The 19,978-nt window shown below is 67.3% G+C and carries 23 protein-coding genes and 2 tRNA genes; 12 read left to right on the top strand and 13 right to left on the bottom strand.

What is annotated here, in order from left to right:
- Positions 1 to 309 precede the first annotated feature (309 nt).
- Both A5696_RS27510 and A5696_RS01350 read left to right on the top strand, forming a co-directional pair.
- Positions 310 to 1,248: a hypothetical protein gene (locus A5696_RS27510; protein ID WP_156738210.1), complete on the top strand. Its 939-nt coding sequence runs from the start codon at positions 310 to 312 to the stop codon at positions 1,246 to 1,248.
- Positions 1,245 to 1,850 (top strand): hypothetical protein, encoded by a 606-nt coding sequence (locus A5696_RS01350; RefSeq protein WP_067872209.1) that lies wholly within the window; start codon positions 1,245 to 1,247, stop codon positions 1,848 to 1,850. Before A5696_RS27510 ends, A5696_RS01350 begins: the two co-directional genes overlap by 4 nt.
- Before the next feature lie 34 nt (positions 1,851 to 1,884).
- Here the strand turns inward: A5696_RS01350 and A5696_RS01355 are convergent, their stop codons facing one another.
- Genes A5696_RS01355 through A5696_RS01370 form a run of 4 tightly spaced genes read right to left on the bottom strand, consistent with a single transcriptional unit; the run spans position 1,885 to position 5,332 of the window.
- On the bottom strand, positions 1,885 to 2,988 hold the full coding sequence (locus A5696_RS01355; protein WP_067872212.1) for a hypothetical protein: 1,104 nt from the start codon (positions 2,986 to 2,988) through the stop codon (positions 1,885 to 1,887).
- A 36-nt stretch (positions 2,989 to 3,024) separates the two neighbouring features.
- Entirely contained in the window at positions 3,025 to 3,216 is a 192-nt protein-coding gene (locus A5696_RS01360) for a hypothetical protein (RefSeq protein WP_067872217.1), read from the bottom strand.
- Positions 3,217 to 3,245: 29 nt separating this feature from the next.
- Complete coding sequence (lipE, locus tag A5696_RS01365; RefSeq protein ID WP_067872219.1) at positions 3,246 to 4,481, bottom strand: lipase LipE; 1,236 nt, start codon at positions 4,479 to 4,481, stop codon at positions 3,246 to 3,248.
- A 26-nt stretch (positions 4,482 to 4,507) separates the two neighbouring features.
- The gene (locus A5696_RS01370; RefSeq protein ID WP_067872222.1) at positions 4,508 to 5,332 is read right to left on the bottom strand and encodes a crotonase/enoyl-CoA hydratase family protein; all 825 of its coding nucleotides are present in this window, start codon (positions 5,330 to 5,332) and stop codon (positions 4,508 to 4,510) included.
- 23 nt (positions 5,333 to 5,355) lie between these two features.
- Here A5696_RS01370 and A5696_RS01375 point away from each other — a divergent pair, with 23 nt between their 5' ends.
- Positions 5,356 to 5,940 carry a TIGR03086 family metal-binding protein gene (locus tag A5696_RS01375; protein WP_197516866.1) on the top strand — a complete coding sequence of 195 codons (585 nt, stop codon included), beginning with the start codon at positions 5,356 to 5,358 and terminating at the stop codon, positions 5,938 to 5,940.
- Between the two features lie 150 nt (positions 5,941 to 6,090).
- On the opposite strand, the gene A5696_RS01380 is transcribed toward A5696_RS01375, so the two are convergent.
- Positions 6,091 to 6,552 carry a DUF4334 domain-containing protein gene (locus tag A5696_RS01380; RefSeq protein WP_067872229.1) on the bottom strand — a complete coding sequence of 154 codons (462 nt, stop codon included), beginning with the start codon at positions 6,550 to 6,552 and terminating at the stop codon, positions 6,091 to 6,093.
- Complete coding sequence (locus A5696_RS01385) at positions 6,549 to 7,625, bottom strand: pyridoxal phosphate-dependent aminotransferase (protein WP_067872231.1); 1,077 nt, start codon at positions 7,623 to 7,625, stop codon at positions 6,549 to 6,551. Before A5696_RS01385 ends, A5696_RS01380 begins: the two co-directional genes overlap by 4 nt.
- Positions 7,626 to 7,714: 89 nt before the next feature.
- Between A5696_RS01385 and A5696_RS01390 the strand changes: the two genes are divergently transcribed.
- Together A5696_RS01390 and A5696_RS01395 are read left to right on the top strand one after the other, a co-directional pair.
- Positions 7,715 to 7,803 (top strand) — tRNA-Ser (locus A5696_RS01390).
- A 35-nt stretch (positions 7,804 to 7,838) separates the two neighbouring features.
- Positions 7,839 to 7,911 (top strand) — tRNA-Arg (locus A5696_RS01395).
- Position 7,912: 1 nt separating this feature from the next.
- Here the strand turns inward: A5696_RS01395 and A5696_RS28775 are convergent.
- Entirely contained in the window at positions 7,913 to 9,148 is a 1,236-nt protein-coding gene (locus tag A5696_RS28775) for a PecA family PE domain-processing aspartic protease (RefSeq protein WP_067872234.1), read from the bottom strand.
- 251 nt (positions 9,149 to 9,399) lie between these two features.
- Here A5696_RS28775 and A5696_RS26810 point away from each other — a divergent pair, with 251 nt between their 5' ends.
- Positions 9,400 to 9,570: a hypothetical protein gene (locus A5696_RS26810; protein ID WP_197516867.1), complete on the top strand. Its 171-nt coding sequence runs from the start codon at positions 9,400 to 9,402 to the stop codon at positions 9,568 to 9,570.
- A gap of 93 nt (positions 9,571 to 9,663) precedes the next feature.
- Here A5696_RS26810 and A5696_RS01405 read toward each other — a convergent pair whose 3' ends face one another.
- From A5696_RS01405 to A5696_RS01420, 4 genes are read right to left on the bottom strand one after another with little or no spacing between them, the layout of a single operon-like run.
- Positions 9,664 to 10,206, bottom strand: a complete 543-nt coding sequence (locus tag A5696_RS01405) for a GNAT family N-acetyltransferase (protein ID WP_067872237.1) — start codon at positions 10,204 to 10,206, stop codon at positions 9,664 to 9,666.
- 22 nt (positions 10,207 to 10,228) lie between these two features.
- Positions 10,229 to 10,849: a hypothetical protein gene (locus tag A5696_RS01410; protein ID WP_067872240.1), complete on the bottom strand. Its 621-nt coding sequence runs from the start codon at positions 10,847 to 10,849 to the stop codon at positions 10,229 to 10,231.
- 39 nt (positions 10,850 to 10,888) lie between these two features.
- Positions 10,889 to 11,422, bottom strand: coding sequence for a hypothetical protein (locus tag A5696_RS01415; protein ID WP_067872243.1), 534 nt, complete (start codon positions 11,420 to 11,422; stop codon positions 10,889 to 10,891).
- Positions 11,423 to 11,441: 19 nt separating this feature from the next.
- Complete coding sequence (locus A5696_RS01420) at positions 11,442 to 12,482, bottom strand: phosphotransferase family protein (protein WP_067872246.1); 1,041 nt, start codon at positions 12,480 to 12,482, stop codon at positions 11,442 to 11,444.
- Between the two features lie 102 nt (positions 12,483 to 12,584).
- On the opposite strand from A5696_RS01420, the gene A5696_RS01425 reads away from it, so the two are divergent.
- Positions 12,585 to 13,583: a class I SAM-dependent methyltransferase gene (locus A5696_RS01425; RefSeq protein ID WP_067872314.1), complete on the top strand. Its 999-nt coding sequence runs from the start codon at positions 12,585 to 12,587 to the stop codon at positions 13,581 to 13,583.
- On the opposite strand, the gene A5696_RS01430 is transcribed toward A5696_RS01425, so the two are convergent.
- A complete protein-coding gene (locus tag A5696_RS01430) occupies positions 13,580 to 14,410 on the bottom strand; it encodes a hypothetical protein (RefSeq protein WP_067872249.1) in 831 nt (276 codons plus the stop codon). The two genes, A5696_RS01425 and A5696_RS01430, sit on opposite strands and share 4 nt — an antisense overlap.
- Before the next feature lie 270 nt (positions 14,411 to 14,680).
- On the opposite strand from A5696_RS01430, the gene A5696_RS26815 reads away from it, so the two are divergent.
- From A5696_RS26815 to A5696_RS01440, 4 genes are all read left to right on the top strand, one after another.
- Positions 14,681 to 14,932, top strand: a complete 252-nt coding sequence (locus A5696_RS26815; RefSeq protein WP_082956447.1) for a hypothetical protein — start codon at positions 14,681 to 14,683, stop codon at positions 14,930 to 14,932.
- Positions 14,929 to 15,084 (top strand): DUF6131 family protein, encoded by a 156-nt coding sequence (locus A5696_RS27900; RefSeq protein WP_197516868.1) that lies wholly within the window; start codon positions 14,929 to 14,931, stop codon positions 15,082 to 15,084. Before A5696_RS26815 ends, A5696_RS27900 begins: the two co-directional genes overlap by 4 nt.
- Positions 15,085 to 15,233: 149 nt before the next feature.
- The gene (gene tcrX, locus A5696_RS01435) at positions 15,234 to 15,938 is read left to right on the top strand and encodes a two-component system response regulator TcrX (RefSeq protein WP_067872252.1); all 705 of its coding nucleotides are present in this window, start codon (positions 15,234 to 15,236) and stop codon (positions 15,936 to 15,938) included.
- Positions 15,916 to 17,433, top strand: coding sequence for a cell wall metabolism sensor histidine kinase WalK (locus A5696_RS01440; protein WP_067872255.1), 1,518 nt, complete (start codon positions 15,916 to 15,918; stop codon positions 17,431 to 17,433). Before tcrX ends, A5696_RS01440 begins: the two co-directional genes overlap by 23 nt.
- A gap of 9 nt (positions 17,434 to 17,442) precedes the next feature.
- Here the strand turns inward: A5696_RS01440 and A5696_RS01445 are convergent, their stop codons facing one another.
- Complete coding sequence (locus tag A5696_RS01445) at positions 17,443 to 17,898, bottom strand: lipoprotein LpqH (protein WP_067872258.1); 456 nt, start codon at positions 17,896 to 17,898, stop codon at positions 17,443 to 17,445.
- 150 nt (positions 17,899 to 18,048) lie between these two features.
- Between A5696_RS01445 and A5696_RS01450 the strand changes: the two genes are divergently transcribed.
- On the top strand, positions 18,049 to 19,977 hold the full coding sequence (locus A5696_RS01450; RefSeq protein WP_067872261.1) for an alkyl/aryl-sulfatase: 1,929 nt from the start codon (positions 18,049 to 18,051) through the stop codon (positions 19,975 to 19,977).
- Position 19,978 lies beyond the last annotated feature (1 nt).

Genomic DNA, 19,978 nt, shown 5'->3' on the forward strand with positions numbered 1-19,978 from the left:
ATGAGGACACCTCGCGATAACTGGGCTGTCCTCTATGTCGGGAGACATCTGTCCTCTATGTCAATGAACCACAGACCTCCGCCACCGCCAACCGAGTCGCGTTGGAACCCCTGACGCGGCCTCGTCCTATTCCTGCTGCAGTCTTCCTCGTGTCGGCATGTCGCTGCCGCGCTGTAGTACCACGGCGTCTGATCTCCGCCAACCGCCATAGGCCGCGGGAAGAATTGCTTGGCTATCAGCCAGTAAAGTGAGCGACGGAGCGATCCCAGGGTGCTCAGGCGAGACAGGAGCCATACGAATGGGCGTGCAGTGACCGAAGGGGCCAGGTTGCTGACAAAGGACCTGCGGGAGGCTATTGAAGATGCGATTCGACGTTCTGCACCGGCCTGGGATGAATTCGTCAACAAGAACAGAGCGCAAATCCCCGACGGTGAGAGACCACCAGACCTCGAGGAGGACGGGCGCCCCGTCGTCATGGCCATGAAGTACACGGCGTCCAGTCGGGCGAAAGACTATCTCTACCCGGCCACGAAGGGGTTTTTCATCGGGAATAAGGACTTTACCTGGGGTAAGGCCGTCTACGTGAATGGGGTTGACGAGCCGCTATCCGGGGCGATCTACGGTCGTGCCGGGTTGGTTTCGTATTTTCGGCCCGTCAACTGGAGGGCGTTCGACGCCCGCGATCCGGATAAGGCGGGGCTGTACCTGGATTGGTTGCACGGTCAACAGGATTATCCGGACGCGGTCCTCACGGTGCATTCCGACCACTTTTTGCACAATTTGCGAACTTATTTTCGCGAGCAATTCTCAATCGACGTGGTCCTCTGTGGCCCGGACGAGTTTGACGATCACACCAATAAGCCCGACCCGCAAACGTGGTACACAGATCCGGCTCATACCTGGCTGGCGGTCAGCGATTGGGTACCAAATACGAACAAAAGAAAGCTCGCGGGAGGCTACTCGCCGACCTTTCGTGACGTACGGCTCACGATTGTCGCCGAGGAGGAGTTCGCCATGCCTCCCGATCCGGATCCAAGCCTGCCCCGCCCACGATTCCCAGCGTCCCGCATTGCGCAACTGGGAGTCAGTCGAGTGGGGCCGTCACTGGTCTTCGGTGGATCGGCGCCATGGTCGACCGCCGTCTTGCTGCCGACCGGGCCGGGAGGTTCGCTTCAACGCCATCCGCCTGCGCCGACCAGCGTGCAGGAAGCTTACTGGCGGCGTGAAATCGTGCGGGTTCAGTCATGAGGCTGATTCCGCTTGCTGCGCCGCTGATTCGCCTCGCGGCAGTCGATGACGATTACGCGCAGGACCTGCACGACGCCGTCGATGCCGACCGGGACACATTAATGAGTGGGCTCGTTGAAGCCGAGGTCGGGCAGGCCGATCTCGCCGAACTGACGCCGCCCCAGTGGCAGTGGTACGCGACCTGGCGGCAGGAGCGGGGCGGTGGGCTTAACCGCGTCTTGCTGGACCACCTCGCGGCCTCCGCCTCAACACGATTCGCGCGGTTCCAGGTCCGCGAGCTTGTGCTGCGCGATCCAGAAACAAACGCGGCGGCGCCATTGGCCATGGATCCTGCAGCAGAGGTGGTAGGTGTCGTCGGATTGGAGTGGCTCAGCGAACAGGCGCGGGGCACAGAAAGCGACAACGAAGCGCTTGAGCTGATGCGCGATTCGCTCCAATGCGCGACTGCGGCCTCCTGGTTCCTGCTGAGGCAACTGACGTTCGGGAGGGACGATCGCAGCGATTTGGTGAGGACGCGGCTCGACGAGATCGCGGAGGACGGTCGCATTACAGCTCGCTGGTATGAGCGCGGTATCGAACCGGAACAGCGCGAAGGCTACTGAAAATAGGCGGCCGCTGCAGGGGCCGCCGCGCGAATCAGTGCAGGGTCGGCGCGTACCGCAGCACCGCGCCGACGCCGTCGGCCGGTGCGACCCGCTTGCCGGCGTGCAGCAGCGACGCCCCGACCGACACCGCCAACAGCGGCAGCGCCTCGTCGGCGCGCAGCGTCTTGGCGGGCGCGGCGCCCTGCTCGGACAGCACGTTCTCGTTGGGTGCGATCGTCGTCACGTCGTCGTCGGCCACGACGGTGGCATCTCCGAGGTCCCCGACGATCAGCGTCTCCACCGCGCCCTGGCGCAACGCCGAGCAGACGGCGTCGAGACCCTCGGCGGCCAGACCGGATTGCCGGCCGAGCTCGGCGGTGAAGCGCTGCGCGGCGTCGTCGATCGTGCGCGATTGGCGGTTGACGAATTCGGCCTCGATGGCGTCCTTGACCTCGCCGAAGTCGTGACCGCTGTGCCGCGCCCCGACCTCGAGCGCCACCGCGCGCTCATGCAACCGCTCCGGCAGGGCGGTCATCAAGTCCGACCGCGACCGCACCTCCCCGACGACGAAGATCACGTCGCCCCCCTTCTCGACGAGCTCTGCGACCCGGTCGGCCACAGCGCGCACGTTCTTGCGGGCGGCCTCGTCGCTGCGCAGTTGCGGGTCGCCGTATCCCGCGGTCTCCGCACCGGCGGCGTGGTGCACCGGGTGGCCGCCGCCGTCGACGGATTCCGAGCGCAGCGTGCCGCCGATGTGGGTGGTGATGTCGGCGCCGCTGTGGTCGACCTCGACCAGCACGTAGTCGGGGTGATCGAAGCTGTGCTCGAGAATCGGCACCAGATAAGGCAATTCGGACACGCGGACGATGGTGCTCGCCGGGGGCCCCGCCAGATGCTCGTTGATCACCACACCGTCGGCACCGGCGACCACCGCGCGCCCGCTGCGGCCGATCGGCGGGCGCAGGTTGAGCACCGCGTCCCCGATGCCGTCGATGACGGCACGGTCGGCGCGCTGGCTTTCGAGTTCTTCGCGCACCGCCCGCCACTTCAGTTCGAGCTGGGCCTCGGCGTCGTGAGTGTCGTGCGAGTCGTCGAAGTAGACCGACGCGAACGGGCCGGGCGCGTCCAGCAGCCTACGGAAGCGGTCGGAATTCATGCGTAATTGGTTGCCCCGCTCGTCGGGAGACAAACACTAGTAGCTGCGATCGCCCTCGCTGCTGTCGAAGAAGTGCCAGTCGCCGTCGTGCTCGACTTCCATGCGCCAGCCAAGCTCGTTGCCCTCGACCGCATCGTCGGCAAACCACGCGTGCGCCTTGTCGGCGCTGTCGATGTCCTTGGTCGCGACGACGTCGCCCTTCGGGTTGAGCACTCGGTAGGTAGCCATGTCGGCAGAGTTCCCAGCGCCGCGCGGGCTCAACCGGTCGGAATCTCGCGGGCGATGGCATCCATCAGGGCGGTGTAGCGGCCGATTTCGGGATCCCGGCCCGGCTTGCCGCTGCTGATCACGCCGGCGGCCAGGCTGCGCTCCGGGTCGGCCCAGATCGCGATGTTGGCCAGGCCGAGGTTGCCGAACGCCTTCGGCGCGTTGTGCCCGAACGGCCCGAAGCGCTTGGTACCGAGCATGTATCCGGTGCCCCACCGGGCCGGCCGCAGGCCGACGGCGAAATCGGGGCGCAGGCGCCGGCACTCCTGCACCGCACCGTACATGCGCTCCGGGCTGATGATCCGCACGCCGTCGAGTTCGCCGCCGCGGCGCCACATTTCGGCGAAGCGCGACAACTCGTTCGCGGTCGAGATGGTGTTCGACGACGGCACCACGGTGGACAGGAACGCCGGGGTGTTGGTGTACGGGATGATCTCGTGCACCGTCCCGCCGATGGCCTTACGGAAGAGCGCCGCGATCACCGGCGGCAGGGGCTTCCCGGTGGCGTGGCTCGGGGCGACCAGCGGGATGTCCTGTTTGGCGACGCCGAAGTTGGTCCAGCGGAAGCCCAGCGGGTCGAGAATCTCGGCGGCCAGGATTTCGCGGATGTCCTTGCCGGTGGCGGCGTAGACGATTTCGCGCATCAGCGGGCCCCAGGTGAGCGCGTGGTAGATGTGCACCAGACCCGGCCGGTACAGCGGCCGCAGCTTACCGAGCTGTTCCTGCGCGTACTCGTGGTCGTCCGCCCGGCGCAGGTCCGGCGTGGGCCCGGTGGGGAACGGGACACCCGCGCTGTGGGTCAGCACGTGCCGGATCGTGGTGCGGTGCTTGCCGTGGCTGGTGTAGCTGGGGATGTACTCGCAGACCCGGTCGTCGAGCGCGAAGTGCCCCTGTTCGACGAGCATGTGCACGACGGTCGCGGTGATGCCCTTGGCCGCCGAGTAGACGCAGAACGGCGTGTCGGTGGTGACGGGCTTCTTTTCGGCGCCGGGCGGGTCTGTTGGTGCGTTGCCCCAGCCGTGGCCGATCGCGCGGTTGAGCACGACGCGACCGCGATGCCGGATGGCCAGCTGGATGGCGGGGTGAAAGCCGGCCTGGTACCAGTGCCGCGCGGCCCCCCAGATCCGTTCGACGGCCGCGCTGTCGACCTGGGAGTGGTCCTCGTCGCCGATCGTCGTCACGGAGTCCAGGTCGGCCGGAACGCGGATTCTGCCGTCGGGAGTCACTTCCGCGAGAGTAGCCGAGGGTCGCGCTACTCCCCGGTGAACTGCGGCGGGCGCTTGGCGAACGTCGCCGAGATGCCCTCGGTCAGGTCCTTGGACGGCAGGAACGCCGCGTTCCAGGCCGCGACGTAGCGCAGGCTCTCCGACACCGCCGCGGCGCGCTGCTGCTCGAGGACGTCCTTGATGCCGTTGACCGTCAGGGGTGGGTTGGCGGCGATCTCGGCGGCGGTGGCGTGGGCGGCGGCCAGCGTGGCGTCGGCGTCGGCGTAGACGTCGTTGACCAGGCCGATCTTCTCGGCGCGGGCCGCGTCGATGTCCTTGCCCGTCAGCGCCAGCTCGCGCAGGTGTCCGTCGTTCAAGATCAGCGGCAGCCGGGCGAGGCTGCCGACGTCGGCGACGATGGCGAGCTTGACTTCCCGCACCGAGAACTTGGCGTCGGCGCTGGCGTAGCGGATGTCCACCGCGGAGATCAGGTCGACGCCGCCGCCGATGCACCAGCCGTGCACTGACGCGATGGTCGGCGTCCGGCAGTCCGCGACGGCCGTGATCGCGCCCTGCATGCGCTTGACCTCGCGGTGGAAGACGGCGCGAGGGCCGGCCAGCGCGTCACCGGAGAGCAGCGGCGTGAAGGATCCGCCCATCGCGGGCACGTCCAGGCCGTAGCTGAAGTTCTTGCCCGACCCGGTGATCACGATCGCCCGCACCTCGGGGGCGGCGTCCAGCGCCGCGAACACCTCCGGCATCTCCGACCAGAACGCGGGCCCCATCGCGTTGCCCTTGCCCGGCCCGATCAGCGTCACCTGTGCAACGTGGTCTTTCGTTTCGATGGTGACGGATTCGTATGTTTCGCCCATCAGCAGACCGTAGCGTGGCAAACATGGCTCCCGACTTGCGACCCGGACCTCATTCGCCGCCCACCGACGAGCTGCACAGCGCCGAGGACACGCTGGCCGTGCTGCAGCGGGCGGTGCATCCGATCGCCACCGACGACCTGGCGAAGCCGACGCCGTGCACCGAGTTCGACGTCGCGGCCCTGACCGCCCATCTGCTGAAGTCGATCTCGGGTCTTGGCGGCATGGTGGGTGCGGAAATTCCGGAGCGCGACGAAAGCGAATCGGTGGAGCGGCAGGTCATCGCCGCGGCCCGGCCGGCCGTGGACGCCTGGCACCGGCGCGGCCTCGACGGCACCGTGCCGTTCGGCAAGGGTGAGATGCCGGCCGCGGCGGCATGCGGCATCCTGTCACTCGAATTCCTGGTCCACGCTTGGGACTACGCCGCGGCCGTGGGCCACGAACTCAACGCCCCCGAGCCGCTCTCGGAGTACGTGCTCGGGCTGGCGCACCAGATCATCAGGCCGGAGATCCGCGCCGGGGCCGGGTTCGACGACCCGGTCGAGGCGCCCCTGGACGCCGGCGCGCTGGAACAGCTGATCGCGTTCACCGGCCGCGACCCGGCCCGCTAGCCACGCGACGGTCCACGCCCCACTGAGTGTGCGATGAGGGCTTTGTTAGTGCGTTCAGGGCGCAATTCGGCCCGGATTCCCGCCGTGGGCTCACACGGAAAGCCCTGGCCGCACACTCAATGCCGTAGATGCACGCTCAAGCGGAAGGACCTACACCCGTTCGAGGTAGAAGTAGTAATACCGGCCGTCGTCCAGGACGCCCTTGCCGTTCATGATGCCCATCACCGCGTCGTCGTCGATCTTCTTGAAATGGTCGTGCACGGGCTGGCCGTCGTAGACCATCGTGGCGGTGACCTCGCCGCGGAAGTGCTCCAGCCAGAGGCTGGCCTCCCCCTTGCCCAGCGCGACGTTGGAGAACTTGTTCCCGTCGGCGTCCACGCAGACCAGCGGCTGCACGTCGGCGGCGGACTTGAAGGTCTTGCCGAACCAGCCCGCCTTCTCCAATTGGCCGTTCATCCGGTGGCCGGTGCGGAATTCCCCGCCCCGCCACTCGCCGATCATGCCCTCGATGGTCGCGGGCTCCAGCGTCGCCCAGAATTCATCCAGCTCGGCATCGGGGATGCTGCCGTCGCGTTCCTTGAACTCGGTGAACTTCTTGCGGGCCAGGCTCATTGGTTCTCCTTGATCCATTCGCGGGCAAAGCCCAGCAGGGCGTCGTTCTCCTCCGGCGCCGCGATGGTGACCCGGACGCCGTCCGGCGCGAACGGGCGGACCACGATGCGGGCGTCGGCGGCCCGCGCCACGAAGTCGACTGTGCGCGGGCCCAGCGGCAGCCAGACGAAGTTGGCCTGCGACGGCGGCAGGGTGTACCCGGCCGCACGCAACCCGGCGGTGACCCGGGAACGCTCGGCGACCACGGCATCGGTGCGGGCCAACAGCTCGTCGGCGGCGTCGAGTGAGGCGATGGCGGCGGCCTGCGAGATGCTGGTCACCGCGAACGGCACGTAGACCTGGTCCAGCGCGGTGATCACGTCGGGGTGGCCGACCGCGTAGCCGACGCGCAGGCCGGCCAGCCCGTACGCCTTCGAAAAGGTCCGCAGCACAACGACGTTGCTGCGGGCGCGGGCCAGCTCGAGGCTGTTGGGCGCCATGCCGTCGCGGATGTACTCGACGTAGGCCTCGTCGATCGCGATCAGGATGTGCGGCGGCACGGCCTCGACGAACCGGGCCAGCGCGTCCGGGTCGACGACCGTGGACGTCGGGTTGTTGGGGTTGCACACGAAGATCAGCCGCGTGCGGTCGGTGACCGCGGCGAGCATCCCGTAGAGGTCGAACGCATGGTCGGCCAAGGGCACCTTGACGGAGACGGCACCGGCCACCTGCACCATGGGCGGGTACAGCTCGAAGCTGTGCCATCCCATCACCACCTCGTCGCCCGCGGAGGCGGTGATCTGGATGACTTGCTGGCACAGACTGACCGAACCGCAGCTCACCGCGACCTGCTCGGGTGCAAAGTCCGCGGAATTGGTCGAACTGAGGTACTTGGCCAGCGCCGCCTTGAGTTGCACGTTGGCGCTGTCGGGGTAGCGATGAACGCTGTCGGTGGCCCGTTCGATCGCCGCGCGGACGCTGGGCAGCGGGCCGTGCACGGTCTCGTTGCTGGCCAGCTTGATCGAACCCGGGACGGTTTTACCGGGAACGTAGACCGGAAGCCCGGACAGCTCGGGTCGCAGGCGGGCGGTCACTTCGACAGCATATGTCGGGGCTGTGTACGCTATGCCTCCGGCGGTTCTCCGGACACCCGAAGGGGTTCGGGTACCCTCAGGAAGCTGATGGAGGCGTGCCAGAGCGGCCGAATGGGGCTCACTGCTAATGAGTTGTCCCCCTCAAAGGGGACCGGAGGTTCAAATCCTCTCGCCTCCGCTGAGTCCTTTCGGGGGCGACACAACTGAACACAGGCGCCCGTAGCTCAACGGATAGAGCATCTGACTACGGATCAGAAGGTTAGGGGTTCGAATCCCTTCGGGCGCGCTCAGTAGTCGAAGGTCGTCGTTCCGACGCCGGTGGGGCTGTAGCCGAGGTAGACCGGCCCCTGCGCGAAGGGTGTGTATCCGCTGTTCATCTGGCCCGACGTGACCAGTGGGCTGTTGGTCTGACTCGTCGTGTACGAGTACAGCGGCGTGAGATCGTGGGTGTAGACCGAAATCGTCGTTCCTACCGGCACGCTTCCGGAGATCTGCCCGGTTCCGAGCAGGGAGGACGGAATGGCTCCGTATACACCGCCCGAATCGAGCAGCGCCAGGACCTGCTGCAAGGGCCCGCCATTTATTTGTACGTCAAGGGTGGTGACCGGCGCTCCTGAAACGGTGATTCCCGGTAGCGGGTTGGGACCGAATTGCAGGTAACCCGCGGGCTCATTGATGAGCACGCCCTGGTTGAATTGGTCCGGCAACGCCATGATCACAGAGCTGTGCGAACCCACCGCATTGGCACCAATACCCAAAATGCCGTCGGCGCCACCGAAACCATTACCGTTGAGCATGATCAAAGCGCCGTTGAGGGATATCGGAAATTCGAGTAGGTCGACGCTGATGGGGGTGGGCGCGGTGACGAGTCCATTCCCGAAATTCACGGGCGCGTTGAAGCCGAGCCAGAGATGGGCGACCCCGTTGCCGTAGGCGAGAATGCCGATATCGGTGGGGAATCCGAGGTGCAGTAGGCCAATGTCCCAGAACGGGATGAGAAGGCCATTCGATCCCGTGTCAACCGTCAGTGGCACGCTCGGTCCGCCGTTGACGGAGACATTCACCGTCGGAAAGGGACCGTTCATGTGCAGCGGGACGACCCCGGTCGCCGATGAGCCGACTGCGGCGCCCGCACCGGTCGCGCTGGTGCCGCCGGTACCCCCGATGGCGCTCAACCCGGAGTAGCCGAGGGCGTCTCGGGCGAGGGTCTGCAGCGGTTGCTCGCTGAGCAACCGCGAGGCATTGGCCGCCTCGGCGGCAAGATACGCACCCGCCGCACCACGCAGTGTCTCCACGAACTCGGTATGAAAAGCCGTCGCCTGTTCGCACAGTTCCTGGTACGCCATCCCATGCTGGGAGAGCATCGCCGCAACAGCGGCCGACACCTCATCGGCCGCCGATGCAACGATGCCCGTCGTGGGCGCCGCTGCCGCCGCGTTGGCCGCGCTGATCGTCGAGGCGATGTGCGCCAAGCCTTTTGCCGCGTCCGTCAACATTTCGGGCGCCGCGATGATGAACGACATCGTTGTGCTCCCACCGGCTGTTCATCGAGCCCCCCGGTGAAGAACAGGACGAAAGTACCACTATCTTGCAGCGCTGAAAATGGTCAATTTCAGAACTGGACGCGCCCCAGAAAAGTGAGGTCCAGAAACTGAAGAGCCGTCGGGATGGCCCGCCGGGTCGTCGTGGGGTCCCCTGGCGACGGGGCGGTGGCGCCGAAGCGTTAAGCCGGAGTTGGTTGTAGCCGCGCGCATTCGGGGATAAATTGCGGCTCATGACGATGATCAGCAGTGCGGAAACGATGGGTATCGGCGGCGGCGCTGGAGGCGGCCGCTTCGGTGGTGGCGCGGGCGGCGGGCGCTTCGGCGGCGGTGCCGGCGGTGGCCGTTTCGGTGGTGGCGCGGGCGGCGGTCGCTTCGGCGGCGGTGCCGGCGGCGGGCGCTAGCTTTTCACACCTTCCCGGCTCGGGACGCGCACGCGCCGGTCGCGAGGCCCGTCCCGGGCCGGATCGTGCGCACGGTCAAGCGGATTCACCCGCTCAGGTGATCGGGCCGGCCGGCGCGTCCGGGTCGGCATCGCCGAGCAGATCGAGTTGCATCCATGCGACGTCGTGCCAGCTGCCGTTTTTCCATTCGACCCGCCGGTACAGGCCGACCTCGGTGAAGCCGAAGGATCGGTGAAAGCCGTTGCTGGCCTCGTTGGGTTGGGTGATGCCGGCGATGGCTCGCCGGTAGCCACGCTCGGTGAGCCGGCGCAGCAGTTGCGTGTAGAGGCTGCGGCCGCCCCCGGCGCGGTGATGGTCGGTGTCGACATAGATGCCGGTCTGAGCCGACCACCGGTAGGACGCCACGCGGTAAAGCGCGTGTCCGTAGGCGTAGCCGATGACCCGTGCGTCGCGTTCGAGGACGAGCCATTCGTGCGTCGCGCGCGCCGCGATGATGCGTGCGGCCATCTCGTCCACGCTCGGGACGTCGACTTCCCAGCTGATGGCCGTGTCCAGAACGTAGGGGCGGTAGATCGCCACGCAGGCGGCCGCATCCTCGGCGGCGGCCGGGCGGACGAGGCCGATGCTCGCTTGCATGCGAACCGCCGGGCTCGAGCCCTTAGGCCGGTGTCCAGTCGTCCCAGAACTCGGCGAAGTCCAGCGTCGTTCGGGGTGGCGGGGCGGTTCTGATGATGTCGCGGAAGTGGTCTTGCCAGCCCCACCACAGGCAGATGATGAAGACGTACTGATACCAGCTCAGCTGGTAGCCGTCCGGTATGCGCTCGCCCCTGTTCTCCGGTGCGAACACGGCGACCGCCAACAGGCCGATCGCGACCGACGCGGGAAGCTGGATCCGTCCGGTTTTCCAGATGTGGATCTGCTGGGGCTGAGGACTGTGGGGAGTCAGTTCGAATCCCGCGGGCAGCTCGTCGTCGTGCCCGTGGCCCCACCGGTGCACGCCGTACAGGACGTCGGCGATGTCCGGACGGCCTTCGGGCGTATCCGATTTCACCGCGATGGGAAAGCGGCTCCGCTCGAAGTCGATGTCCGGCGCCGCCATCGTCTGGAAGATGTCCAGCGAGTCGCGGATCGTCCGCTTGAACCGGCTCGCCACTCCCAGCTGCGGATAGCGCTTCCTGGCGGTTTCATCGACGGCGTTGCCGGCATGCACCATCGCTGCGTCCCACTCGCGACGTTCCCAATGGTCGAGTGAATGCCTGACCGAGTCCCCTACGTCCACGCATCGGATGCTATCCGGCCGGCGGCCGATATGTCTTTACTATGGGCGGGGTTGGAACGGCCGCCGCGGGGGGACGGTCACCGTCTGGGTGACCGTGCTGGTTTCGGTGCTCGGCGACATCGTGACTGTGCTCGGCGGAACCGTCGTCGTGGCCGTGTCGGTAGGCGTGTCGGTGCTCGGCGGCGGGACCGTTTCCGTGACGGTCTGCGTCGGCACGCCCCCGCCGCCGACACCCTGGTACCGCCGCCCCTGGGCGCTCGTCGCGGCCGGCGCGCTCGCGGTGATACTGCTCGGCCTCGCCGCGTACGCGGTGGTCCAGCTGGTGGCGGGTTCGCCCGCGCCGAAGGCGCCGAGCGCCACCACCACGACAACGCCCGCCCCGACCACCACCGCGTACGCGGCGAGGCCGAGCAGTATCACCGCGAGCGCGCCGGCCGCGACGAGCGCCCAGGGGCGGCGGTACCAGGGTGTCGGCGGCGGGGGCGGCTCGGGCGCCGGCTCATCGTAGTAACCGCCATATGCGGCCTGGGTCGGCTCGGAGTAGAAGTCGGGATTCTCGGGGTAGGGCGGCACGAGAGGAGATGTTAGTGGGTCAGGGTTGCGCGTCGATAAGCGTCAGCGCCCGCTCGAACAGATGCACCGTGGCCGCGTGGAGTTGGTCCCCCACTTCCTTTTCGGCCTTGCCGGCGCAGGCCCGCGCCAGCGTGCCCTCGATCACGATGCCGAGCTTGAAGCACGCCAGCACCGTGTACCAGGTGATGTTCGACAGGTCGCGGGTGGTGTTGGCGGCGTACCGCTGGAACAGCTCGTCGGTGCTGGCCAGCCCGTCCTGGCCGCCGAGCGCGTGGCTGAACACGCTGGATCCGTCGGGCTGGCGCCAGGTGGCCAGCAGCCAGCCCAGGTCGAGCAGGGGGTCGCCGATCGTGCACATCTCCCAGTCGACGATGGCGACCACCTCCGGCCCGGTGCGGGAGAACATCACGTTGGCGGCGTGGTAGTCGCCGTGCATGATGCCGGGGGTCCACGTCGTCGGGCGTCGGCGCTCCAGCCAGGCGGCGACCCGGTCGACTCCGGGGATGTCCGGCCCCGGGTAGTTCTCGTACTCGCGATAGGAGTCCAGCTCGGCGAGCCAGCGCGGCACCTGACGCTCCAGGAAGCCGGCCGGCTTGCCGAAGTCGGCGAGGCCGACGGCGACATGGTCGACGGCGCCGAGTTTCGCCAGGGCGTCGGCCATCGACAGGCCCATGCCGTGGCGCACACCGGGATCGCCCGCGTGCAGGGGTGGCAGCCCCTCGCCCGCGTTGAACCCGTCGACCGGTTCCATGAGGTAGAAGACGGCGTCGCCGAGCACGGCCGGATCCTCGCAGGTGGCGATCAGGTGCGGGTGCGGCACGTCCGAACCGGCCAACGCCGCAAGGACTTTGGTTTCCCGCAGTATCACGCCGTTGCTGCGCGGCCGCAGGTGCCGGGGCCCACGTCGCAGCACAAACGGGCGCCCGGCTCTGGTGAACCGCAGCATGACGTTCTGGGTGCCGCCGGTGACGTCGGCGACGTCCTCGAGCGGACCCTCGCCGAGTCCCCGCTCGGACATCCAGTCCGCGACGGCCTCGAGGTTCACGGGCGTGCGCGTCATGGGACGAAGCCTAGGTCACCGGCGGGGAGCGGCGAGTCGCGCGGGCGGCTGGAACAATAGTGTGCGGAACTAACGGACTTCGGACTTGGAAGGGAAATGGCGATGCCGCGTACCGACAACGATTCCTGGGACATCACCCAAAGCGTGGGGGCCACCGCCCTGGGTGTTGCAGCGGCGCGTGCCGCCGAGACCGAGAGCGCGAACCCGCTCATCCGCGACCCGTACGCGCGCGTCTTCGTCGACGCGGCGGGCGAGGGGATGTGGAGCATCTACGCGGACCCCAAGCTGCTGGCCAAGGCGGTCGAGCTGGAGCCGGAGGTGCGCTCGCGGATTCAACTGATGATCGACTTCATGGCCACTCGGACAGCGTTTTTCGACGAATTTTTCCTGAACGCAGCCGGCGCAGGCGTCCGTCAGGTGGTGATCCTGGCCGCAGGCCTCGACGCGCGCACCTGGCGCCTGCCGTGGCCCGACGGCACGGTGGTGTACGAGCTGGACCAGCCGAAGGTGCTGGAGTTCAAGTCCAAGACGCTGCGTGAACACGGCGCGGACCCCAAGGCGCGACTGGTGAACGTGCCGATCGACCTGCGTCAGGATTGGCCAAAGGCGCTGCGGGAAGCGGGCTTTGACGCGTCGCGCCCGGCGGTGTGGTCGGCGGAGGGTCTGGTCCGTTATTTGCCGGCACAGGCCCAGGACCTGTTGTTCGAGCGCATCCATGCGCTCAGCGTGCCGGGCAGCCGGCTGGCGTCCAACGTGCCCGGCGCCGGATTCACCGACCCGGACCTCGTTCGGCGCCAGCGCGAGGACATGCAGCGCATGCGCGCCGCGGCCGCCAGGCTGGTCAACGCCGAGATCGCCGACTTCGACGACCTCTGGTACCCCGAGGAGCGCACGCCCGTCGACGGCTGGCTGCGCGAGCACGGGTGGGACGTGTCGACGGCGACGTTCTCGGAGCTGATGGCCCGCTACGGCCGCAACGTTCCGGATGGCACCGACCATGTGATGCCGCCGACGCTGTATGTGTCGGCACAGCGGCGATCGGAAGAAGGCGGCGATCGTGAAATAGGCGGCGATCGTGAAAGAGGCGGCGGTGCAGGCTAGCCCGCTGTCGACCGCGTCGCCTCCACGTCCTGCTTGATCGCCGCGATCGCGTCGACGGGCGTGAGGTCCTGGCCCTGGCTGTTCTGACCGAGCTGCGGCCAGCCGGCGCCGTCCGGCCCACGCAGTTGGTCCCAGATGTCGCGAACCTTGCTCAACAGTTCGGCTTGCTCGGCGTCGGTGAGTGCCATCAACCATCCTCCGTTCGCATTGATGCCGCACGCGGCGGCAAACTCTTGCGGTGTCAGCCCGTCGGCGGAGTTCATGTCGCAGTTGCCGAACGGTGGACACCCCTGGGGCAGGTTCGGGCTGAAGCCCGTGCCATCGGTGTACTGATGCGCGACTTGGCCCGGAAGGTTCGGGTTGGACCCGTAGCCGGCCGCGACGACGCGCAAGCCCGCCGGCCGCGTGCGCCACATGTTGGAGAAGTCATAAGCGTTGGCGTAACCGATGATTCGTGCGGGGTCACCGGCGTAATCGGCCAGGTTCCAGTACACGCCGTTGATCCAGCTCGAACCGTCGCCGGGCGGGTTGCCGCCCGATTCCACGTCGAGCATCAGCGCGACGCGCGGGTGCAGCCCGCCGCCGGCGTCGATCGTCGAGCGCACCGTGTTGGCATTGTCCAGCCAATTCGGCCGAACGTAGGTGTAGACGATGCCGAAGGTCAGTCGCCCGCTGTCGAGGGCGTCCCGCATCCAGGCGTAGTTTGCCGCGAAGTTGTGATCCTGATAGGTCCCGTCGCAGACGCGGATCGAAAGCACCTGATAAGGGTACGAATCATCCACGGGCACTTGGAATTCCGAGATGTCGGCGAACAGGGTGTCAGTCACTGCCCAGCTATCCCCCTTTACCGCAACGCTACTCGCCATGCTACCGATACGGGCGGTCCCGCCGCGGCGACGGCTGATCGGACCCGCCCGGGTGGGCGACGCGGATCGCGTCGTCCGGAGGCGACCCGAGGGGCGAACGCCCCGCCGGTGTGACCCTGATCCGGGTGGATCGGACAGGGACAAAGCCGGCGTCATAACGCATGTTTGGACACGAGTCGAACGGGTAACGCTAGGCGCACGAGAAATTTCTCGAAAACAACGGAGGTCACCATGCGTGGCAGCGGAGTGATCGGCGCGATTGTACTGGTGTGGCTACTCATCGGAGTTTTCGCGGCGTATCAGCGCGACTACTTCAAGGGTGACTCCACCAATTGTGTCACGGCGGGAAACATCGCGTTGACAGTAGTCGCGGGGCCCTTGAATTACGCGGGCGTCAACCCGAAAGTCAAGGATTGCCATGTACCGCAGCCCAGTTCAATGTCCAGTGGTCTGGAACCCCTCACACAAAGGAAGTTGTCATGATTATCCTCGGCATCGTCTTGCTCATTCTCGGATTTGTTTTCGGCATCCATCTGTTGTGGGTGCTCGGCATCATCCTGCTCGTCATCGGTGCGGTTCTGTGGATCATGGGATCCGTCGGCCGGCCGGTCGCCGGCAGGCGGTATTGGTATTAGGCGCGCACCCGGATACCGGATCGCGTGACCGCCCGGCGGTCACGCGATCCTTTCACAGCACACGCATAGCAAAGGCATAGCGTCGGCTCAGTCGGCCGCGGATACTGGAACCTGTGACACAGTCCCGAGCGTCGGTAGAGCGGGTTGTGATGTGTCGTGCCGACGGCAACCCGATCAATGTGCTCGTCGTTGACGACGAGGCGGTTCTGGCCGAGATGGTGTCCATGGCGCTGCGCTACGAGGGCTGGAACATCTCCACCGCCGGCGACGGTTCGACGGCCATCGCCGCGGCCCGGGCCCAACGGCCCGATGTGGTCGTCCTCGACGTCATGCTCCCCGACATGAGCGGGCTCGACGTGCTGCACAAGCTCCGCGAGGAGAACCCGCAACTGCCGGTGCTGCTGCTGACGGCCAAGGATGCTGTGGAAGACCGCATCGCGGGCCTGACCGCCGGTGGCGACGACTACGTGACCAAACCGTTCAGCATCGAAGAGGTGGTGCTGCGGCTGCGGGCGCTGCTCCGGCGGACCGGCGTCACGACGGTCGACAGCGGGGCGCAGCTGGTGGTCGGGGACCTGGTGCTGGACGAGGACAGCCACGAGGTCGCCCGCGCGGGGGAGCCGATCTCGTTGACCTCCACCGAGTTCGAGCTGCTGCGCTTCATGATGCGCAACTCCAAGCGGGTGCTGAGTAAGGCCCAGATCCTGGACCGGGTGTGGAGCTACGACTTCGGCGGCCGATCCAACATCGTCGAGCTCTACATTTCCTACCTGCGCAAGAAGATCGACAACGGTCGCGAACCCATGATCCACACGCTGCGCGGCGCAGGCTATGTCCTCAAGCCGGCCCGCTAGGAAACGGCGGGTCTGGTCGCTTCGGCTCCGGCTGTTGGTCGGGCAGATCGTCGTCCTCGCGGTCGTCTGCGTCGGCATCACCGCGGCCACCGAACTCGCGTTGCTGCACCACCTGGTGGCGCAGCTGGACGGGCAACTCGCCGGCGCTTCCTACCGATCGGCGCTGATGTACCCCGAACCGAAACGCCCGGGCTGGCGCCACGAGTCGCATTTCTACTATCCGCGATCGGGCCCCGGTCCGCGCTTCCTCGACGCCCCGGGCCAGCCGGCCGGCATGGTCGCCGCTGTGATGAGCAACGGCAGGACCGTCGACGCCGGATACCTGACCAGCGCCGGTTCGCGGGCCGCGTTGACCCCGGCCGCACAGATGCAACTGGAACACATCGCCGACAGCCGCAAGCCGGTGACGCTCGACCTCGACGGGCTCGGCCGCTACCGCGTCGTCGCCGCCCCGAGCCGCAGCGGTGGGGACGTCATCGTCACCGGGATGTCCATGTCGAACGTCGACGCCACGATGATGCGGATGCTGGTGATCCTCGGCATCGTGACGGTGATCGCGCTGGTCGCCGCGACCACCGCCGGGGTCGTCATCATCAGGCGGGCGCTGGCGCCGCTGGGCCGCGTTGCGCAAACCGCCAGCAAGGTGGCGGACTTGCCGTTGGACCGCGGCGAGGTCGAGCTGCCGGTCCGGGTGGCCGAGGCCGACGCGAACCCGGCCACCGAGGTGGGTCAGCTCGGGTCGGCGCTGAACCGGATGCTCGACCACATCGCTGCCGCCCTGTCGGCGCGACAGGCCAGCGAGACCCGGGTTCGCCAGTTCGTCGCCGACGCCAGTCACGAGTTGCGCACGCCGCTCGCCGCGATCCGCGGCTACACCGAGCTCACCCAGCGGATGGGCGACGACCGCGAGGCGGTGGCGCACGCGATGAGCCGGGTGGCGTCCGAGACGGAGCGGATCACGCGGCTCGTCGAGGACCTGCTGCTGCTGGCCCGGCTGGACTCGGGCCGGCCGCTGGAACGCGAACCGGTGGATTTGTCCCGGTTGGCGGTGGACGCGGTCAGCGACGCGCACGTCGCCGGGCCGGATCACCAGTGGGAGCTCGACCTGCCCGAGGAACCCGTCGTCGTCACCGGCGACGCGGCGCGGCTGCAGCAGGTCTTGACGAACCTGCTCGCCAACGCGCGCGTCCACACCGCCGCGGGGACCGTGGTGACGACGCGATTGAGCACCGAGCCGACGCACACCCTGCTGCAGGTCATCGACAACGGGCCCGGCATCCCGGCGGCGCTGCAATCGGAGGTCTTTGAGCGCTTCGCCCGTGGCGATTCCTCGCGGTCCCGCAAGGGCGGCAGCACCGGGTTGGGACTGGCGATCGTCTCGGCGGTCGTCAAGGCGCACCACGGGACGATCACGGTCAACAGCTCACCGGGCCATACGGAGTTCACGGTGCGGTTGCCACTCAACGGGTGGCAACCGCCCGCACCCACTGCTTGATTCGACGTGCTACGAGCAGCTGGCGTCGATTTCGAACGGCTTGTTCACCGGCTGCGTCGGGTTGGCCATGTCCACTCCGGTGGCGGTGCCGGTGACCTTGTAGGTGTTCCCGTCCTTGGTCGCCGAGGCGTTGCCCTGACCGCCCTGCGCGTACTGCAGGGTCACACCGTTGACGTTGCCGAGCTGGACTGCCTTCACCACGGGCGGGTTGGCGTCGGTGAGCACGACGCTGATCCCGGTGTTGCTTCCGCCGACTGCGATGTTGACGTTGCCGGCCGCCTTGGTGCAGACGGTGCTGCCCTGGACGTTCTGGTCCTTGCCGTCGATGATCACCTTCGTCGTGCCGCCGGTGCTTGCCGTGACTCCGTTACCGCTGACCGTGGTTCCCTTGTTGCTCGAACATCCCGCAATACCCGCGGCCAGAATGGCCGCCCCGGCCGCCGCGACAGTCAGTCCACGCTTCACCTGTTCTCCTTTGCCCGAATGTTGCGGTCCTCGGCATTGAGAACCGTCAAGGCAGTATGCGGGTTTGCCCTGCCGCACAAAAGAGGTTCAGGGAAAATTCTTGTGCAGCCCCGAAAGCCGTTGCCTGCTCTTTGCCCGGCGACCGGTCAGATGTCTTCTTTCCGTTCGTTCCGGGGACGGCACATCAATGGCAATGTATGCCTGGTGGAACACAAACCTCCCACCGCCGTCGTCGAGTGGGCTCATGGTGAACACGCCCTGCCGCTGGATGACGCGCGGGACTTCGACGACGCCGATCGCGGGTTCATCGCGGCCCTGTCGCCGTGCGTCATCAGGGCGGCCGACGGCCGCGTGGTGTGGGACAACGACGCCTACTCCTTCCTCGGCGGGACCGCGCCGGCGTCAGTGCACCCCAGCCTGTGGCGGCAGTCCACCCTGGCCGCCAAGCAAGGCCTCTACGAAGTGGTGCCGGGCATCTATCAGGTCCGCGGCCTCGACCTCTCGAACGTCACGTTCGTCGAGGGCGACACCGGCGTCATCGTCATCGATCCCCTGGTCTCCACCGAGGTGGCCGCGGCGGCACTGGCCCTGTACCGCACCCACCGCGGCGGTGACCGTCGGGTCGTCGCGGTGATCTACACCCACAGCCATGTCGACCATTTCGGCGGCGTGCTGGGCGTGACCTCACAGGCCGAGGTGGACAGCGGGGCGGTGGCGGTGCTCGCCCCGGACGGCTTCGTCGAGCATGCCGTCCAGGAGAACGTCTACGCCGGCCCGGCCATGACACGCAGGGCGACCTACATGTACGGCACCCTGTTGCCGCGCGGGCCGTTGGACCAGGTGGGCTGCGGGCTCGGCCAGGCACCGTCCACCGGCGAGGTGGCCGTCATCGTCCCGACCCTAGACATCCGGGAGACCGGCGAAAAGCACACCATCGACGGCGTGGAGATGGAATTCCAGATGGCGCCCGGCACCGAGGCGCCCGCCGAAATGCACTTCTATTTCCCGCGTTTCCGCGCGCTGTGCATGGCGGAGAACGCCACCCACAACCTGCACAACCTGCTGACCCTGCGCGGCGCGCTGGTGCGCGACCCGCACGCCTGGTCGGGCTACCTCACCGAGGCGATCGACGCCTTCGCCGACCGCGCCGACGTGGTTTTCGCCTCCCACCACTGGCCGACCTGGGGACGCGACCGCATCGTCGAGTTCCTTTCGCTGCAACGGGATATGTACGCCTACCTGCACGACCAGACCTTGCGGCTGCTCAACAAGGGCCACACCGGCGTGGAGATCGCCGAGATGTTCCAAATGCCACCCGCGCTGGAAAAGGCGTGGCACACCCACGGCTACTACGGTTCGGTCAACCACAACGTCAAGGCCGTCTACCAGCGGTACATGGGGTGGTTCGACGGCAATCCCGGCCGGTTGTGGCCCCACCCGCCCGAGGCCCTGGGCCCCCGTTACGTCGACGCGATGGGCGGGATGGACCGGGTCGTCGAGATCGCGCGAGCGGCGTTCGACGCCGGCGACTTCCGTTGGGCCGCAACGCTGCTCGATCACGCGGTATTCACCGACAGCGAGCACCCGGCGGCCCGCGGACTGTACGCCGACACGCTGGAGCAGCTCGGGTACGGCGCTGAGAATGCCATCTGGCGCAACTTCTTCCTCAGCGGCGCAACGGAATTGCGCGACGGCAATTTCGGGACCGCCGTCAGCGCCACCTCGATGTCGATGCTCAACCAGCTGACGCCCCAGCAGATCTTCGACAGCTTCGCGCTGCGGGTCGACGGGCCGCGCGCCTGGGACCTCGACATCGCCCTCGACATCTCGTTCGTCGACTTGGCCGCCAACTACCGGCTCACGCTTCGCAACGGGGTGCTCGTCTATCGCGAGGTTGCCGCCGACGCGGCGACGGCGAACGTCACGGTCCGGGTGGACAACAAGCTTCGGCTGCTGACGGCGGCGATGGGAGACCTCGCCTCCCCGGGCCTTGATGTCTCCGGCGACCAGACGGCGCTGCAGTCGTTCCTCGGCGTCCTCGACGGGCCGGACCCGGACTTCAACATCGTCACGCCGTAGT

The sequence above is a fragment of the Mycobacterium sp. E2699 genome (assembly GCF_001666745.1).
Lineage (GTDB): Bacteria > Actinomycetota > Actinomycetes > Mycobacteriales > Mycobacteriaceae > Mycobacterium.

Excerpts from the sequence above, each read along its gene's own strand:
- A5696_RS01350 (WP_067872209.1), top strand. The coding sequence starts at position 1,245 with ATGAGGCTGATTCCGCTTGCTGCGCCGCTGATTCGCCTCGCGGCAGTC.
- A5696_RS01355 (WP_067872212.1), bottom strand. The coding sequence starts at position 2,988 with ATGAATTCCGACCGCTTCCGTAGGCTGCTGGACGCGCCCGGCCCGTTC.
- A5696_RS01360 (WP_067872217.1), bottom strand. The coding sequence starts at position 3,216 with ATGGCTACCTACCGAGTGCTCAACCCGAAGGGCGACGTCGTCGCGACC.
- A5696_RS01370 (WP_067872222.1), bottom strand. The coding sequence starts at position 5,332 with ATGGGCGAAACATACGAATCCGTCACCATCGAAACGAAAGACCACGTT.
- A5696_RS01375 (WP_197516866.1), top strand. The coding sequence starts at position 5,356 with ATGGCTCCCGACTTGCGACCCGGACCTCATTCGCCGCCCACCGACGAG.
- A5696_RS01380 (WP_067872229.1), bottom strand. The coding sequence starts at position 6,552 with ATGAGCCTGGCCCGCAAGAAGTTCACCGAGTTCAAGGAACGCGACGGC.
- A5696_RS28775 (WP_067872234.1), bottom strand. The coding sequence starts at position 9,148 with ATGTCGTTCATCATCGCGGCGCCCGAAATGTTGACGGACGCGGCAAAA.
- A5696_RS26810 (WP_197516867.1), top strand. The coding sequence starts at position 9,400 with ATGACGATGATCAGCAGTGCGGAAACGATGGGTATCGGCGGCGGCGCT.
- A5696_RS01405 (WP_067872237.1), bottom strand. The coding sequence starts at position 10,206 with ATGCAAGCGAGCATCGGCCTCGTCCGCCCGGCCGCCGCCGAGGATGCG.
- A5696_RS01420 (WP_067872246.1), bottom strand. The coding sequence starts at position 12,482 with ATGACGCGCACGCCCGTGAACCTCGAGGCCGTCGCGGACTGGATGTCC.
- A5696_RS01425 (WP_067872314.1), top strand. The coding sequence starts at position 12,585 with ATGCCGCGTACCGACAACGATTCCTGGGACATCACCCAAAGCGTGGGG.
- A5696_RS26815 (WP_082956447.1), top strand. The coding sequence starts at position 14,681 with ATGCGTGGCAGCGGAGTGATCGGCGCGATTGTACTGGTGTGGCTACTC.
- A5696_RS27900 (WP_197516868.1), top strand. The coding sequence starts at position 14,929 with ATGATTATCCTCGGCATCGTCTTGCTCATTCTCGGATTTGTTTTCGGC.
- tcrX (WP_067872252.1), top strand. The coding sequence starts at position 15,234 with ATGTGTCGTGCCGACGGCAACCCGATCAATGTGCTCGTCGTTGACGAC.
- A5696_RS01440 (WP_067872255.1), top strand. The coding sequence starts at position 15,916 with ATGTCCTCAAGCCGGCCCGCTAGGAAACGGCGGGTCTGGTCGCTTCGG.
- A5696_RS01450 (WP_067872261.1), top strand. The coding sequence starts at position 18,049 with ATGTCTTCTTTCCGTTCGTTCCGGGGACGGCACATCAATGGCAATGTA.